Genomic DNA, 12,464 nt, shown 5'->3' with positions numbered 1-12,464 from the left:
GCCGTGCCTCAGCTCTCGCTGGTAGCGCCGCTCTTGCGTCGTGGAATGCCCAGGCGCTGGCGCCGTTCCCACAGGCATTTGCGGCTGACACCCAGCTTGCGTGCCAGCTCGGTCTCGGTCATGTGGTCCTGATGCTCGAGGACGAAGTGCTGGAAGTAATCCTCCAGCGACAGGTCTTCGGTTGGCTCGTGGCTGGTGGCGTTGGCGGCGCTGCCGATAGCCGGCAGGTTGTCGAAGTGCACGTCGTCTTCCAGGTCGCTCAGCTCGATGTCGATGCCCAGCAGGTCAGCGGAGATTTCCGGGCTCTCACTCAGAATCACCGCGCGCTCGACGGCGTTTTCCAGCTCCCGCACGTTACCCGGCCACGAGTAGTGACGGATGGCCTGTTCCGCGTCGTGGGCGAACTTCAGGTCAGAACGGCCAATGCGGGCGCCCTGGCGGGCGAGGAAGGCGTTGGCGATTTCATTGACGTCTGCACCGCGCTCACGCAGCGCCGGCAGTTTCAGCGCGATGACGTGCAGGCGGTAATAGAGGTCTTCGCGGAATTGGCCGACCTTGGCTAGGTTCTTCAAGTCACGGTGGGTCGCCGCGATCAGGCGCACATCGACCTTCTGCGACTGCACCGAACCCACCCGGCGAATCTCGCCTTCCTGCAGTACCCGCAGCAGGCGCGCCTGGGCTTCCAGTGGCAACTCGCCGATTTCGTCGAGGAACAGCGTGCCGCCATCCGCAGCTTCGACCAGACCGGCACGCCCGGCGCTGGCACCGGTGAAGGCGCCTTTCTCGTGGCCGAACAGTTCGGATTCGATCAGGCTTTCCGGAATCGCCGCGCAGTTCACCGAAATCATCGGTGCCTTGGCGCGGCGCGAAAGATTGTGCAGGGCGCGTGCGACCAACTCCTTGCCGGTGCCGGATTCGCCCTGGATCAGGACGTTGGAATCGGTGGGCGCGACCTTGCGGATCTTGCTATAGAGGTCCTGCATCGGCGGGCAGGTACCGATGATGCCGATCTCGCCATTGGCATTGCCGGCGGCGACTTTCTCGCCCGCGGCCGCCTTGCCGTTGGCGCGTTCGACCGGTGCTGCCGGAGCGTTCTGACGGTCGCGCAGGATACGGGCGACAGCCTGAAGCATTTCATCGTGGTCGAACGGCTTGGCGATGTAGTCGACGGCGCCCATCTTCATGGAGTCGACGGCCGAGCGCAGGCTGGCGTAACTGGTCATGATCAGCACGGGGGTGCCTTGGCCGAGCTTGATCAGTTCGGTGCCGGGAGCACCGGGAAGGCGCAGGTCGCTGACGATGAGGTCGAAGGTGGCAATGCTGAAGCGCTCTTGGGCTTCCTGCACCGACCCGGCCTCGCTGACCTGGTACTGGTTTCGCTCCAACAGACGGCGCAGGGCGGAACGGATAATGGTTTCGTCTTCGACGATCAGAATGTGAGGCATTGATTCAATTCTCTCGACGGTCTCAGTTCACAGCGGACGTCGCTTCGACATGACGTGGCAGGGTCACTCGGATCCGGGTGCCGCGCTGGCTTTGAACATCGGCCGGGCTGTCGATGGTGATCTGTCCATAATGCTCTTCCACGATGGAATAGACCAGAGCGAGCCCCAGCCCGGTTCCTTCGCCCGGATCCTTGGTGGTGAAGAACGGTTCGAACAGACGGTCCATGATGTTTTTCGGAATGCCGCTGCCTTCGTCCTCGACGATGAGGTCGACGGTATGTTCGCTGGCCTCGCTTTTGACCCGTACCGCGGCGCCAGCGGGGCAGGCATCGCGGGCGTTGGACAGCAGGTTGATAAGCACTTGCGCAAGGCGTTGCGGATCGCCTTCGACCCAGTGATCGGGATCGCACAGGTTGAAGAACTGCACTTCGAAATTGCGCCGGTTCAACGCCAGCAGGCCGATGGCATCCTGCGCCACTTCAGCCAGGCACACCGGCTCGTCGGTTTGCTGGTGGCTGCCAGCATGGGCGAAGCTCATGAGCGACTGGACGATGCGGGAAATGCGCTTGGTCTGCTCGAGAATCTGGCTGCTCAGCTCGGTGATCTCGCTGTCATCTTCGCGCTCTTCGCGAAGGTTTTGCGCCAGGCAGGCGATGCCAGTCACCGGGTTGCCGATTTCGTGGGCGACCCCGGCGGCCAGTCGACCAATGCTGGCCAGGCGTTCGGAGTGCACCAGCTTGTCTTCGAGCATCTGGGTTTCGGTGAGGTCTTCCACCAGCACCACCAGACCGCTGTTGCCCGGTGCGAGCGGCTCGTCGATGGCGGCCTTGTGCAGGTTCAGCCAACGGGTCTGGCCATCGAGGCCAAGGCGCTGTTTATGCAAGTGTTCGTCGGGCACGTTGATGAAGCCCAGCAGCAGGCCGCGCCACGGTTCGACAATGGTGCTCAGGCGCGAGCCGACCACGCGCTTGGCGGGGATTCCGGTCAGCTCTTCCATTGCCTTGTTCCACATGAGGATTTCCTGGTCCTTGGCCAGGGAGCAGACACCCATCGGCAGTTCCTGCAGGGTCTGTCGATGGTAGCGGCGCAGCGCATCCAGCTCGGCGGCGAGGCCGGTGAGGCGCGAGTGGTAGTCCTCCAGCCGGCTCTCGATGAAGTGGATGTCCTCGGTAACGTAGTTCTCGCTGCCGGACTTGTAGGGCAGGAAGGTCTCGACCATATCCTGGGCCACGCTCGGGCCCATCAGTCCGGACAGGTTGGCCTCGATGCGGTCGCGCAGGCGGCGAAGGGCATAGGGGCGGCGCTCGTCGAACGGCAGATAAAGGTCACGCAGTGCTTGTTCGACTTCCTTCTGCGCGGCTTTTGCCCCCAACGGCTTGGCCAGTTGCGTGGCGAATTCCTGGGGCGAGGCGGCGTGCAGTTCGCGGCGCTGCGGACGGCGGACGTTGTCCACGGCGCAGGCTTCTGCGGCAGAGACCTCTTCGGCGCTGGCATTGGTGAACAGCGATATCAGGGTGAACAGCAACACGTTGGCCGCGAGGGAGGCGATGGCCGCCATGTGCCAACTGGTGTCGTCCAGCACGTAGATCATGTTCAGCAGCGGGATATAGAAGCCCTGCAGGTTGCCGACCAGCGGCAACAGCATGGTCACCATCCACACGGTGATCCCTGCCAGCAGGCCGGCGATGAAGCCCCGACGGTTGGCCGTCGGCCAGTACAGCACCGAGAGCACCCCGGGAAGGAACTGCAGCGTCGCTACGAAGGCGACGATGCCGAGGTTGGCCAGTTCCTGTTGCGCACCCAGCAGCAGGTAGAAACCGAAGCCGGCGGCGATGATGGCGACGATCAGCGCGCGGCGGGTCCACTTCAGCCAGCGGTAGATGTTGCCCTCCGCCGGCGGTTGATACAGCGGCAGCACCAGATGGTTCAGGGCCATGCCCGACAGTGCCAGGGTGGTCACGATGATCAGCCCGCTGGCGGCCGAGAGTCCGCCGATGTAAGCCAGTAGAGCGAGGGCCTTGTTGTTGGCCGCGATGCCCAGGCCGAGGGTAAAGAATTCCGGGTGGGTGCTGGCGCCGAGCTTCAGGCCGGCCCAGAGGATCAGTGGTACCGCCAGGCTCATCAGCAGCAGGAACAGCGGCAGGCCCCAACTGGCGCTGACCAGCGAGCGCGGATTGAGGTTTTCGGTGAAGGCCATGTGGTACATGTGCGGCATCACGATGGCCGAGGCGAAGAACACCAGCAGCAATGTGCGCCACGGGCCTTCCTGCAGCGGCGTGTGCAGGGCGGCGAGGGCGGTCTGGTTCTGCAGCAGCCAGACTTCCAGTTGATGGGGGCCACCGAATACACCGTACAGCGCGTACAGGCCGATGCCGCCAATGGCCAATAATTTGACCACCGATTCGAAGGCAATGGCGAACACCAGGCCTTCGTGTTTCTCGCGGGTGGCGATATGCCGCGAGCCGAAGAAGATGGTGAACAGCGTGATCATTGCGCAGAAGGCCAGGGCCACCCGGCTTTTGACTGGCTCGCCGGTGAGGATGCTGATGGAGTCCGCCACCGCCTGGATCTGCAGGGCCAACAACGGCAACACACCGATCAGCATGAACACCGTGGTCAGGGCGCCGGCCCAGGTGCTGCGAAAGCGGAAGGCGATCAGGTCGGCCAGGGAGGAAAGCTGGTAGGTGCGGGTGATCTTGAGGATCGGGTAGAGCAGCACCGGTGCCAGCAGAAATGCGCCGGACACCCCCAGGTAACAGGCGAGGAAGCCATAGCCATATTGGTAGGCTAGGCCGACCGTGCCATAGAACGCCCAGGCGCTGGCATAGACGCCCAGCGAGAGGGTGTAGGTCAGGGGGTGGCGGATGATCGCTCGGGGGATCATGCCGCGTTCGCTGACCCAGGCCACGCCGAACAGCACCAGCAGGTAGGCGGCGCTGATCAGGATCATCTGGGTCAGGCTAAAGCTCATCGGCATCACGTTGGCTCTGCAGGATAAAGGTCACGACGATCAGGATCAGCCAGAGCAGGTAAGGGCGATACCAGGCACCGGTCGGGTCGATCCACCAGTCCATGATGGCCGGGGAGAACAGGTAGATCCCCACGACCAGAAGCAGGACCAAACGATAGATGTACATGCTGGCCTCATTGGATTTTGCCGCTGCGAACTGGACTTATTATTGGCGCAAAACTGTGGCGATGGTAACGGAAGGGCCGCTGCCTGCAAACGGACTTCATTCAGTGGCCCAAGGAATTGAATTTATTGGTCTTTCTGCTGGAAGACCGGGTTCAGCGCAGTTGGGCCTCGGGCAGGGTGAAGCTGCGCGGGATTGCATCGGCATCCCAGTGCGCGACGGCATGGCGCAGCACCTCGGCCGGGGTGGACGCGGCCATCGCCGGATCGGTGCTCTGACCCAGTGCACGCAATGCCCGCAGGATCAGGGGTGTGGCCTGTTCAGCCGGCAGCGGCGCGGAACGGTAGGACTTGCCCAGCTTGTGCCCGTCGGGTTGGGTGATCAGTGGCACGTGCAGGTAGCGCGGCTGCGCAAGCCCAAGTAGTTCCTGCAAGTACAACTGACGCGGTGTGTTGTCCAGCAGATCGGCGCCGCGAACGACATGGGTCACGCCTTGCCACGCATCATCCAGCACCACCGCCAACTGGTAGGCATACAGGCCGTCGCGCCGCTGAATGACGAAATCGCCGACGTCACGTCCCAGATGTTGCTCGAAATCACCCTGGACACGGTCGGTGAAGCGGTAGGTCAATTCCGGTACACGAATTCGAATTGCGGCATCGTCCCGCGCGTGGCAGAGGTTGCGGCACAGGCCCGGGTAGATGCCGTTGTAGCCTTCCAGTTGCTTGCGCGAGCAGGTGCAGGCGTAGGCCAGGCCTTGGCGGAACAGGCGTTCGATCACTTCGGCGTAAGCATCGTGGCGGTCATGCTGGTAGACGACTTCGCCGTCCCATTCCAGGCCGTAGCTTTCCAGTGTCTTGAGAATCGCGGCCTGGGCGCCGGGGGCTTCGCGAGGTGGGTCGATGTCTTCCATGCGCAGCAGCCAGCGGCCACCCACGGCACGGGCGTCGAGCCAGGAGGCGAGGGCTGCGACCAGCGAGCCGAAGTGCAGGAAGCCACTGGGTGTCGGAGCGAAGCGTCCGATGTAGTGGGACTGGTTCATGGTGGATGCCGGGATCTGTAAATGAAACGGGGCGCAATATGCGCCCCGTTCTAGATGCGGTAAGGATCAGCCTTTGCCGACGGTCTTTTCCTTTTTCTCTGCAATTTCCTTGCAGTCGAAGCACAGGTCTGCGGTAGGACGGGCTTCCAGCCGACGCAGGCCGATTTCCACGCCACAGCTATCGCACCAGCCGTATTCATCGTCCTGGATTTTTTGCAAAGTCTTGTCGATTTTCTTGATCAGCTTGCGTTCGCGGTCACGGTTACGAAGCTCCAGAGCGAACTCTTCTTCCTGGCTGGCACGGTCTGCCGGATCGGGGAAGTTGGCCGCTTCATCCTTCATATGGTCCACGGTGCGGTCCACGCTGGTCATCAGGTCCTGTTTCCAGGCACCGAGCAGCTTGATGAAGTGTTTTTTCATGGGCTCGCCCATGTACTCCTCACCTTTGGTTGCGACATACGGGTCGAGACCATACATGGAGCCTGCTTTTTGCTTTTCTACGGTGGACATGAATAGACCGCCTCTCACTCATCTGAATCCAATGCGCAGGCTTATTCCATCTCCGGCGCCCGCCGGCCCTGCGACTGCGAGCCGCCGAACTTACCAGATAGGACGGGGGTGCGCTACTCCCCGTTAGCTCGGGTAGGACAGCGAGGTTTAGCCATACGTTCGTCGTTGCGCATGGGTAGAATCACCAGTTTAGTCCCAATTGAGAGAAGTCCCATGGCTCAGCCCTACAGTGCGCGCAGTCGCGCCATCGAACCCTTCCATGTGATGGCACTGTTGGCCCGGGCCAACGAGTTGCAGGCCGCCGGTCATGATGTGATTCACCTGGAAATCGGCGAGCCGGACTTCTCCACCGCTGCGCCCATCGTCGAAGCCGGCCAGGCCGCACTGGGCGCCGGTCACACGCGTTACACCGCAGCCCGGGGGCTGCCGGCGCTGCGTGAAGCCATTGCCGGCTTCTATGACCAGCGCTATGGCGTGAACATCGACCCGCAGCGGATTCTCATTACCCCAGGCGGTTCCGGCGCGTTGCTGCTGACCAGTAGCCTGCTGGTGGACCCCGGCAAGCATTGGCTGCTGGCCGACCCAGGCTATCCGTGTAACCGCCATTTCCTGCGGCTGGTGGAAGGCGGTGCACAACTGGTGCCGGTGGGGCCCGACGTCAACTATCAACTGACCGCCGATCTGGTCGAGCGCTATTGGGATAACGATACAGTCGGCGCCCTGGTGGCTTCGCCGGCCAACCCGACCGGCACCGTGCTCGATCGCGAGCAACTGGCGGGCTTGTCGCGGGCGACCCGGGCACATAATGGCCATCTGGTGGTGGACGAGATCTATCACGGCCTGACCTATGGGATGGACGCTCCCAGCGTGCTGGAAGTCGATGACCAAGCCTTTGTCCTTAATAGTTTCTCCAAATATTTCGGAATGACCGGCTGGCGCCTGGGCTGGATGGTCGCACCGCCTGCGGCCGTGCCTGAACTGGAGAAACTGGCGCAGAACCTCTATATCAGTGCGCCGAGCATGGCTCAGCATGCAGCCCTGGCCTGTTTCGAACCCGGTACCCTGGCGATCCTCGAAGAGCGCCGTGCCGAATTCGCCCGCCGCCGCGACTTCCTCCTGCCAGCCCTGCGCGGGCTCGGCTTCGGGATCACGGTGGAGCCACAAGGTGCGTTCTACCTGTACGCCGACATCAGCACATTCGGTGGTGACGCGTTCGCGTTCTGCCGGCACTTCCTGGAAACCGAGCATGTCGCCTTCACCCCCGGCGTGGATTTCGGACGGCACCAAGCCAGCCATCATGTGCGTTTCGCCTACACCCAGAGCCTGCCGCGTCTGCAAGAAGCGGTGGAGCGGATTGCCCGTGGGCTGAAGAGCTGGCAAGGCTGATGCATTTCACTCCATTGCTCGAAGAAGCCCGGCTGCTGCGCCGTTACAAACGCTTTCTCGCGGATATCGAACTGCCGAGCGGCGAGCAGTTGACCATCCACTGCCCGAACACCGGCTCGATGCTCAACTGCATGAAGGAGGGCGGCAAGGTCTGGTTCAGTCGCTCCAACGATCCCAAGCGCAAGCTGCCCGGCACCTGGGAAATCAGCGAGACCCCGCAAGGCCGGCTGGCCTGTGTGAATACCGGGCGGGCCAATGCCATCGTCGAAGAAGCGCTGCGCGCGGGCGTAATCAGTGAGCTGGCGGGTTTCACCGCGCTGCGCCGCGAAGTGCCGTATGGCGAGGAGAACAGCCGCATCGACTTTCAACTGACCTTCGACAGCGGCCTGGCCTATGTGGAGGTCAAGAGCGTGACCCTCGGTTTCGACGGTTCGGCCATCGCGGCCTTTCCCGATGCCGTGACCCAGCGCGGCGCCAAGCACCTGCGCGAACTGGCGGCGCTGGCCCGGCAAGGTGTCCGCGCGGTGCAGCTTTATTGTGTGAACCTCAACGGTATCGAGGCAGTACGCCCGGCTGAAGAGATAGACCCGGGATACGCCATCGCGCTGCGGGCCGCCGTGCTCGATGGCGTCGAAGTGCTGGCGTACGGGGTGACGCTGGACAGCGAGCAGGTGCGTATCGACCGCGCCCTGCCGGTGCTGCTCAATCCGTAAGCCAGATGCCTTGGCTGTCTTCATGGCAGTCGAGGGCTTCCAGGGCATCACCCTCGCACGGCCCGGCCACGCACTCGCCGTTCTCGATAAGAAACAGTGCGCCATGCCGGGCGCAGGTGATCAGGCTGGCGCTGCTGTCGAGGAACTGGTCTGGCTGCCAGTTGAGCGCAATCCCGCGATGAGGGCAGCGGTTTCGGTACAGATAGACCCGCCCTTGCCGGCGTACGCCCAGCAGTTCGGTGTTTTCGCTGGTGAAACCGCGGCTCTGGCCTTCGCCCAGTTCGGCGGAGGTACAAAGGAAGTGCATGAGCGATGGGCTCCGTTAAGGATGCAAGGCAGCTTGACGCTCAAATGCAAATAATTATCAAATTGCCGGCTCTGATGGCGTCGGGCGCCTTTATACCTTGCCCGGCGCTTCTCTCACACCGCTATCCGAGGGGTGGCGGTTCGTCCTGATCGAAAAGGAAGCCCCGTTATGCGCCGATATGCCAGCCTGATCGCCCTTTGTATCGGGCTTGTGTTCAACCCGGCGCACGCCGCCGATTCGCTGCCGCAGCGCTGGGTCAGTGCTGGCGGGGCTTTGAGCGAATGGATTGCCGAGTTGGGGGCGGAGTCGCGGTTGGTGGGCGTCGATACCACCAGCCAGCACCCTGAATCCCTGAAAAGCCTGCCCAGCATCGGTTACCAGCGCCAGCTTTCGGCCGAAGGCGTGCTGAGCCTGCGCCCTGATGTGCTGGTTGGCACCGAGGAAATGGGCCCGCCGCCGGTCCTGTCGCAGATCCGCGGTGCAGGGGTGCGGGTCGAACTGTTCTCCAGCCGCGCCGACCTGGAAGCCGTGCAGGGTAACCTCAAGCACCTGGGCGAATTGCTTGGCAAGACGGAGCAGGCCGAACAGCGTTTCGCTGACTATCGCCAGCAACTTGAAACCCTGCGTACCCGGATCAAGGCGGTGCAGGGTTCGGAGCAGGCGCCTGGGGTGATCCTGCTGGTGGGCCATGCTGGCGGCAAGCCGATGATTGCCGGCACCGATACGGCTGGCGCCTGGCTGGTGGAACAGGCCGGCGGCCGCAATCTGGCGACTCACCAGGGCTACAAGAACTTTTCGGGAGAAGCGCTGGCCGCCTTGAACCCGCAAGTGGTGGTGTTTGCTGACCGTGCCCTCACCGGCGATGCTGCGCTGCAGGCACTGCTGAAAGAGAACCCCGCGCTGGCCGCATCCCGTGCGGCGAAAGAAAAGCGTCTGATTGATCTTGACCCGACGCTGCTGGTCGGCGGCCTCGGTCCGCGCCTGCCGGCGAGCCTGCAAGCGCTGGCCCAGGCGTTCTATCCGACGGCCAAGGCTCAACTGGCGCCATGACCCGTCTGATCCAGCCGCGCACGCTGTTCATCATCCTCAGCCTGTTGTGTCTGCTGGCGGTCTGGTTGTCGCTGGCGCTCGGGCCGGTGAGTCTGCCGCTGATGGACACCTTGCGCGCGGGCTTGCGCCTGCTCGGTCTGCCAGTCAATGGCGACGGGCTGGAGCAGGCCGAGTTGATTCTCGGACAGATCCGCCTGCCGCGGACGCTGCTCGGACTCGCGGTGGGCGCTGTGCTGGCGCTGGCCGGCGTGGCCATGCAAGGGCTGTTTCGCAATCCGCTGGCGGACCCGGGATTGGTGGGCGTTTCCAGCGGCGCGGCGCTTGGTGCGGCGGTGGCGATTGTTGGCAGCGCCTGGGTGGGTGGCGTGCCGGAAGCTATCGCGCCCTATCTGCTGTCGGTATGTGCTTTTCTCGGCGGCCTGGGTGTGACCGCGCTGGTCTATCGCCTGGGGCGGCGTGACGGCCAGACCAGCGTAGCCACCATGTTGCTTGCCGGTATCGCCTTGACGGCCCTGGCCAGCTCGGCGGTGGGGCTGTTCACTTATCTGGCGGATGACGCGACTCTGCGTACCCTGACGTTCTGGAACTTGGGCAGCCTCAACGGCGCGAGCTACCAGCGTCTCTGGCCACTGGTGCTGGTGGCGACGGCGGTGGCGCTGTGGTTGCCGCGTCGTGCCGAGGCCTTGAATGCGCTGCTGCTGGGCGAATCGGAGGCTCGCCATCTGGGCATCGAAGTCGAGTCGCTGAAACGCGAACTGGTGTTTTGTACGGCGCTGGGTGTGGGGGCGGCGGTAGCAGCGGCGGGGCTGATCGGTTTTGTCGGGCTGGTGGTGCCGCATCTGGTGCGGCTGTTGTCCGGCCCGGACCACCGGGTCTTGCTGCCCGCCTCATTGCTGGCGGGTGCTTCGCTGCTGTTGTTCGCTGATCTGATCGCCCGGCTGGCGCTGGCGCCGGCGGAGTTGCCGATCGGTATCGTCACCGCGTTCATCGGCGCGCCGTTTTTCCTTTATCTGCTGCTGCGGGGACGTACCTGATGCTCCAGGTCGAAGATCTTCAAGTCGTCCGAGGACGCAAGACGGTGCTCGATGGTGTGAGCCTCAAGGTCCAGCCAGGTGAAGTGCTGGGTGTGCTCGGGCCCAACGGCGCGGGCAAGAGCACGCTGCTCGGCGCACTGTGCGGTGAGCTGGCGACCCAGCGTGGCCGTGTCCTGCTCCACGATCGCGCGCTTGCCGACTGGCCAGGCCATGAGCGCGCCCAACTGCTGGCGGTCTTGCCACAGGTATCGAGCCTCGGCTTTGCTTTCCGTGTCGAGGAAGTGGTGGGCATGGGGCGTCTGCCGCATCGGACCGGCAAGGACCGCGATCATGAAATCGTCCACGCGGCACTGGAGGCGGCGGATGCCCTGCATCTGGTCGACCGCAGCTACCTCGCGCTGTCGGGTGGCGAGCGGCAGCGCGTGCATCTGGCGCGGGTGCTGGCGCAGCTCTGGCCGGGCGAGGAGGGACGGACCTTGCTGCTTGACGAGCCGACCTCGGCCCTCGACCCGTTGCACCAGCACACCACGCTGCAGGCGGTCCGCGGATTTGCCGATCGCGGCGCTGCGGTATTGGTGATCCTCCACGACCTGAACCTGGCCGCACGCTATTGTGATCGTATTCTGCTGCTCGAACAGGGTCGGCCTTACGTCTTCGATACGCCGCAGCAGGTCTTGCAGCCCGAGGCCCTGCAGGCGGTGTTCGGGCTGGAGGTGTTGGTTCATACCCATCCCGAGCGCGGCCACCCGCTCATCATTGCCCGTTAGGAGTTGCTTATGCCCTGGTCCCGGTCGTTCGGCATCCTCATTCTGCTGGCCTGGGGCCTGGCGGGTTGTCACGCCATGGCTCCGCTGCCGGCGTTGCCGCAATGGCAGAGCCCGGAAGGGCGCGACCATGCCGATCTCGGGCAGATTCGCGAGACCGCCAGCGGTCGCCTGCTGACACCGGAGCAATTGGTGAGCCGGCTGGCGGTAGCGCCACGGGTGCTGGTGGGCGAGCAGCATGACAATCCCGATCACCACGCCTTGCAGCGCTGGCTGTTGCAGGTCCTGGCGCAACAGCGCGCACAGGGCAGCCTGTTGCTGGAAATGCTGGAGCCGGTGCAGCAGGCCAATGTCGACGCGGTTCGTCAGCAAAAGCCACTGCCTGATGATCTGGCCAAGGCGCTGGCGTGGCGGGATGGCTGGGACTGGAAATTCTACGGTCCACTGCTGGAAGAAGCCTTCCGCCAAGGCTATCCGGTGCTCGCGGCCAACCTGGACCGCAGCGAGATGAAAGACATCTACCGCAACCCACCGCAGTTGTCCGGGCCTCGCTCTACCGCGCCGGCGGTGCGCGAAGTGTTGCTGGACGAAGTGCGCGAGGGCCATTGCGGGATGCTCCCGGAAGGTCAGTTACCGGCGATGCTGGCGGTGCAGCAGCAACGCGACCGGCGCATGGCTCAGCGTCTGCTGGCGGCGCCCGCACCGGCCTTGCTGCTGGCTGGTGGTTATCACGTGCGCAAGGATGTCGGTGTGCCGTTGCACCTGGCTGACCTGGGGGCGGCGCAAGAAGACACGGTCGTGTTGATGCTGGCTCAAGTGGGCGAGGAGGTCGCGCCGGCGATGGCGGATTTCGTCTGGTTCACCGCAGCCTTGCCTGAGAAGGACTACTGCGCCGATCTGCGGCAATGAAATCGCGGGCAAAAAAAGACCCGGCAAGATGCCGGGTCAATAACCGTGATTAGCCTGATGAGGAGATAATCTGAGAGTCCGAACCAGGGGCTTTCAGCTTATCCAACCAGTCTCGCGACCAGTTGTGATAATCATAGTGATTCTCATTTCGAAGTCAATCGATTTGTACG

The 12,464-nt window shown here is 63.5% G+C and carries 12 protein-coding genes; 6 read left to right on the top strand and 6 right to left on the bottom strand.

The annotated features are described in order from the left end of the window. Positions 1–8: 8 nt before the first annotated feature. The 5 genes from DM374_RS05020 to dksA all read right to left on the bottom strand — a co-directional run bounded on the left by DM374_RS05020 (position 9) and on the right by dksA (position 6,131). Positions 9–1,445: a sigma-54-dependent transcriptional regulator gene (locus DM374_RS05020; protein ID WP_110968902.1), complete on the bottom strand. Its 1,437-nt coding sequence runs from the start codon at positions 1,443–1,445 to the stop codon at positions 9–11. Positions 1,446–1,467: 22 nt separating this feature from the next. Further along, the gene (locus tag DM374_RS05015) at positions 1,468–4,422 is read right to left on the bottom strand and encodes a sensor histidine kinase (protein ID WP_177431510.1); all 2,955 of its coding nucleotides are present in this window, start codon (positions 4,420–4,422) and stop codon (positions 1,468–1,470) included. Further along, positions 4,406–4,582, bottom strand: a complete 177-nt coding sequence (locus DM374_RS05010; protein WP_010796831.1) for a hypothetical protein — start codon at positions 4,580–4,582, stop codon at positions 4,406–4,408. Before DM374_RS05010 ends, DM374_RS05015 begins: the two co-directional genes overlap by 17 nt. A gap of 151 nt (positions 4,583–4,733) precedes the next feature. Further along, complete coding sequence (gene gluQRS / locus DM374_RS05005; RefSeq protein ID WP_110968901.1) at positions 4,734–5,621, bottom strand: tRNA glutamyl-Q(34) synthetase GluQRS; 888 nt, start codon at positions 5,619–5,621, stop codon at positions 4,734–4,736. Between the two features lie 66 nt (positions 5,622–5,687). Further along, positions 5,688–6,131: an RNA polymerase-binding protein DksA gene (dksA, locus tag DM374_RS05000; RefSeq protein ID WP_110968900.1), complete on the bottom strand. Its 444-nt coding sequence runs from the start codon at positions 6,129–6,131 to the stop codon at positions 5,688–5,690. Between the two features lie 213 nt (positions 6,132–6,344). On the opposite strand from dksA, the gene DM374_RS04995 reads away from it, so the two are divergent. Then, on the top strand, positions 6,345–7,517 hold the full coding sequence (locus tag DM374_RS04995; RefSeq protein ID WP_110968899.1) for a pyridoxal phosphate-dependent aminotransferase: 1,173 nt from the start codon (positions 6,345–6,347) through the stop codon (positions 7,515–7,517). Beyond that, positions 7,517–8,230: a DNA/RNA nuclease SfsA gene (gene sfsA / locus DM374_RS04990; RefSeq protein WP_110968898.1), complete on the top strand. Its 714-nt coding sequence runs from the start codon at positions 7,517–7,519 to the stop codon at positions 8,228–8,230. Before DM374_RS04995 ends, sfsA begins: the two co-directional genes overlap by 1 nt. Here sfsA and DM374_RS04985 read toward each other — a convergent pair. After that, positions 8,220–8,537, bottom strand: a complete 318-nt coding sequence (locus tag DM374_RS04985; protein ID WP_110968897.1) for a Rieske (2Fe-2S) protein — start codon at positions 8,535–8,537, stop codon at positions 8,220–8,222. The genes sfsA and DM374_RS04985 overlap by 11 nt on opposite strands. 168 nt (positions 8,538–8,705) lie before the next feature. Between DM374_RS04985 and DM374_RS04980 the strand changes: the two genes are divergently transcribed. Genes DM374_RS04980 through DM374_RS04965 form a run of 4 tightly spaced genes read left to right on the top strand, consistent with a single transcriptional unit; the run spans position 8,706 to position 12,294 of the window. Next, the gene (locus tag DM374_RS04980) at positions 8,706–9,587 is read left to right on the top strand and encodes a heme/hemin ABC transporter substrate-binding protein (protein ID WP_110968896.1); all 882 of its coding nucleotides are present in this window, start codon (positions 8,706–8,708) and stop codon (positions 9,585–9,587) included. Positions 9,588–9,637: 50 nt separating this feature from the next. Beyond that, positions 9,638–10,621, top strand: coding sequence for a FecCD family ABC transporter permease (locus DM374_RS04975; protein ID WP_177431517.1), 984 nt, complete (start codon positions 9,638–9,640; stop codon positions 10,619–10,621). After that, on the top strand, positions 10,621–11,388 hold the full coding sequence (locus DM374_RS04970) for a heme ABC transporter ATP-binding protein (protein WP_110968894.1): 768 nt from the start codon (positions 10,621–10,623) through the stop codon (positions 11,386–11,388). The genes DM374_RS04975 and DM374_RS04970 overlap by 1 nt, the downstream gene beginning before the upstream one ends. A 3-nt stretch (positions 11,389–11,391) precedes the next feature. Beyond that, complete coding sequence (locus DM374_RS04965; RefSeq protein ID WP_404821292.1) at positions 11,392–12,294, top strand: ChaN family lipoprotein; 903 nt, start codon at positions 11,392–11,394, stop codon at positions 12,292–12,294. Positions 12,295–12,464: the final 170 nt, after the last annotated feature.

It is taken from the genome of Pseudomonas huaxiensis, assembly GCF_003231275.1.
Classification (GTDB): domain Bacteria; phylum Pseudomonadota; class Gammaproteobacteria; order Pseudomonadales; family Pseudomonadaceae; genus Aquipseudomonas; species Aquipseudomonas huaxiensis.
Note: the sequence above shows the minus strand (reverse complement) of the source record. Positions and strands in the feature narration are given on the sequence as shown.

Excerpts from the sequence above, each read along its gene's own strand:
- DM374_RS05020 (WP_110968902.1), bottom strand. The coding sequence starts at position 1,445 with ATGCCTCACATTCTGATCGTCGAAGACGAAACCATTATCCGTTCCGCC.
- DM374_RS05015 (WP_177431510.1), bottom strand. The coding sequence starts at position 4,422 with ATGCCGATGAGCTTTAGCCTGACCCAGATGATCCTGATCAGCGCCGCC.
- DM374_RS05010 (WP_010796831.1), bottom strand. The coding sequence starts at position 4,582 with ATGTACATCTATCGTTTGGTCCTGCTTCTGGTCGTGGGGATCTACCTG.
- gluQRS (WP_110968901.1), bottom strand. The coding sequence starts at position 5,621 with ATGAACCAGTCCCACTACATCGGACGCTTCGCTCCGACACCCAGTGGC.
- dksA (WP_110968900.1), bottom strand. The coding sequence starts at position 6,131 with ATGTCCACCGTAGAAAAGCAAAAAGCAGGCTCCATGTATGGTCTCGAC.
- DM374_RS04995 (WP_110968899.1), top strand. The coding sequence starts at position 6,345 with ATGGCTCAGCCCTACAGTGCGCGCAGTCGCGCCATCGAACCCTTCCAT.
- sfsA (WP_110968898.1), top strand. The coding sequence starts at position 7,517 with ATGCATTTCACTCCATTGCTCGAAGAAGCCCGGCTGCTGCGCCGTTAC.
- DM374_RS04985 (WP_110968897.1), bottom strand. The coding sequence starts at position 8,537 with ATGCACTTCCTTTGTACCTCCGCCGAACTGGGCGAAGGCCAGAGCCGC.
- DM374_RS04980 (WP_110968896.1), top strand. The coding sequence starts at position 8,706 with ATGCGCCGATATGCCAGCCTGATCGCCCTTTGTATCGGGCTTGTGTTC.
- DM374_RS04970 (WP_110968894.1), top strand. The coding sequence starts at position 10,621 with ATGCTCCAGGTCGAAGATCTTCAAGTCGTCCGAGGACGCAAGACGGTG.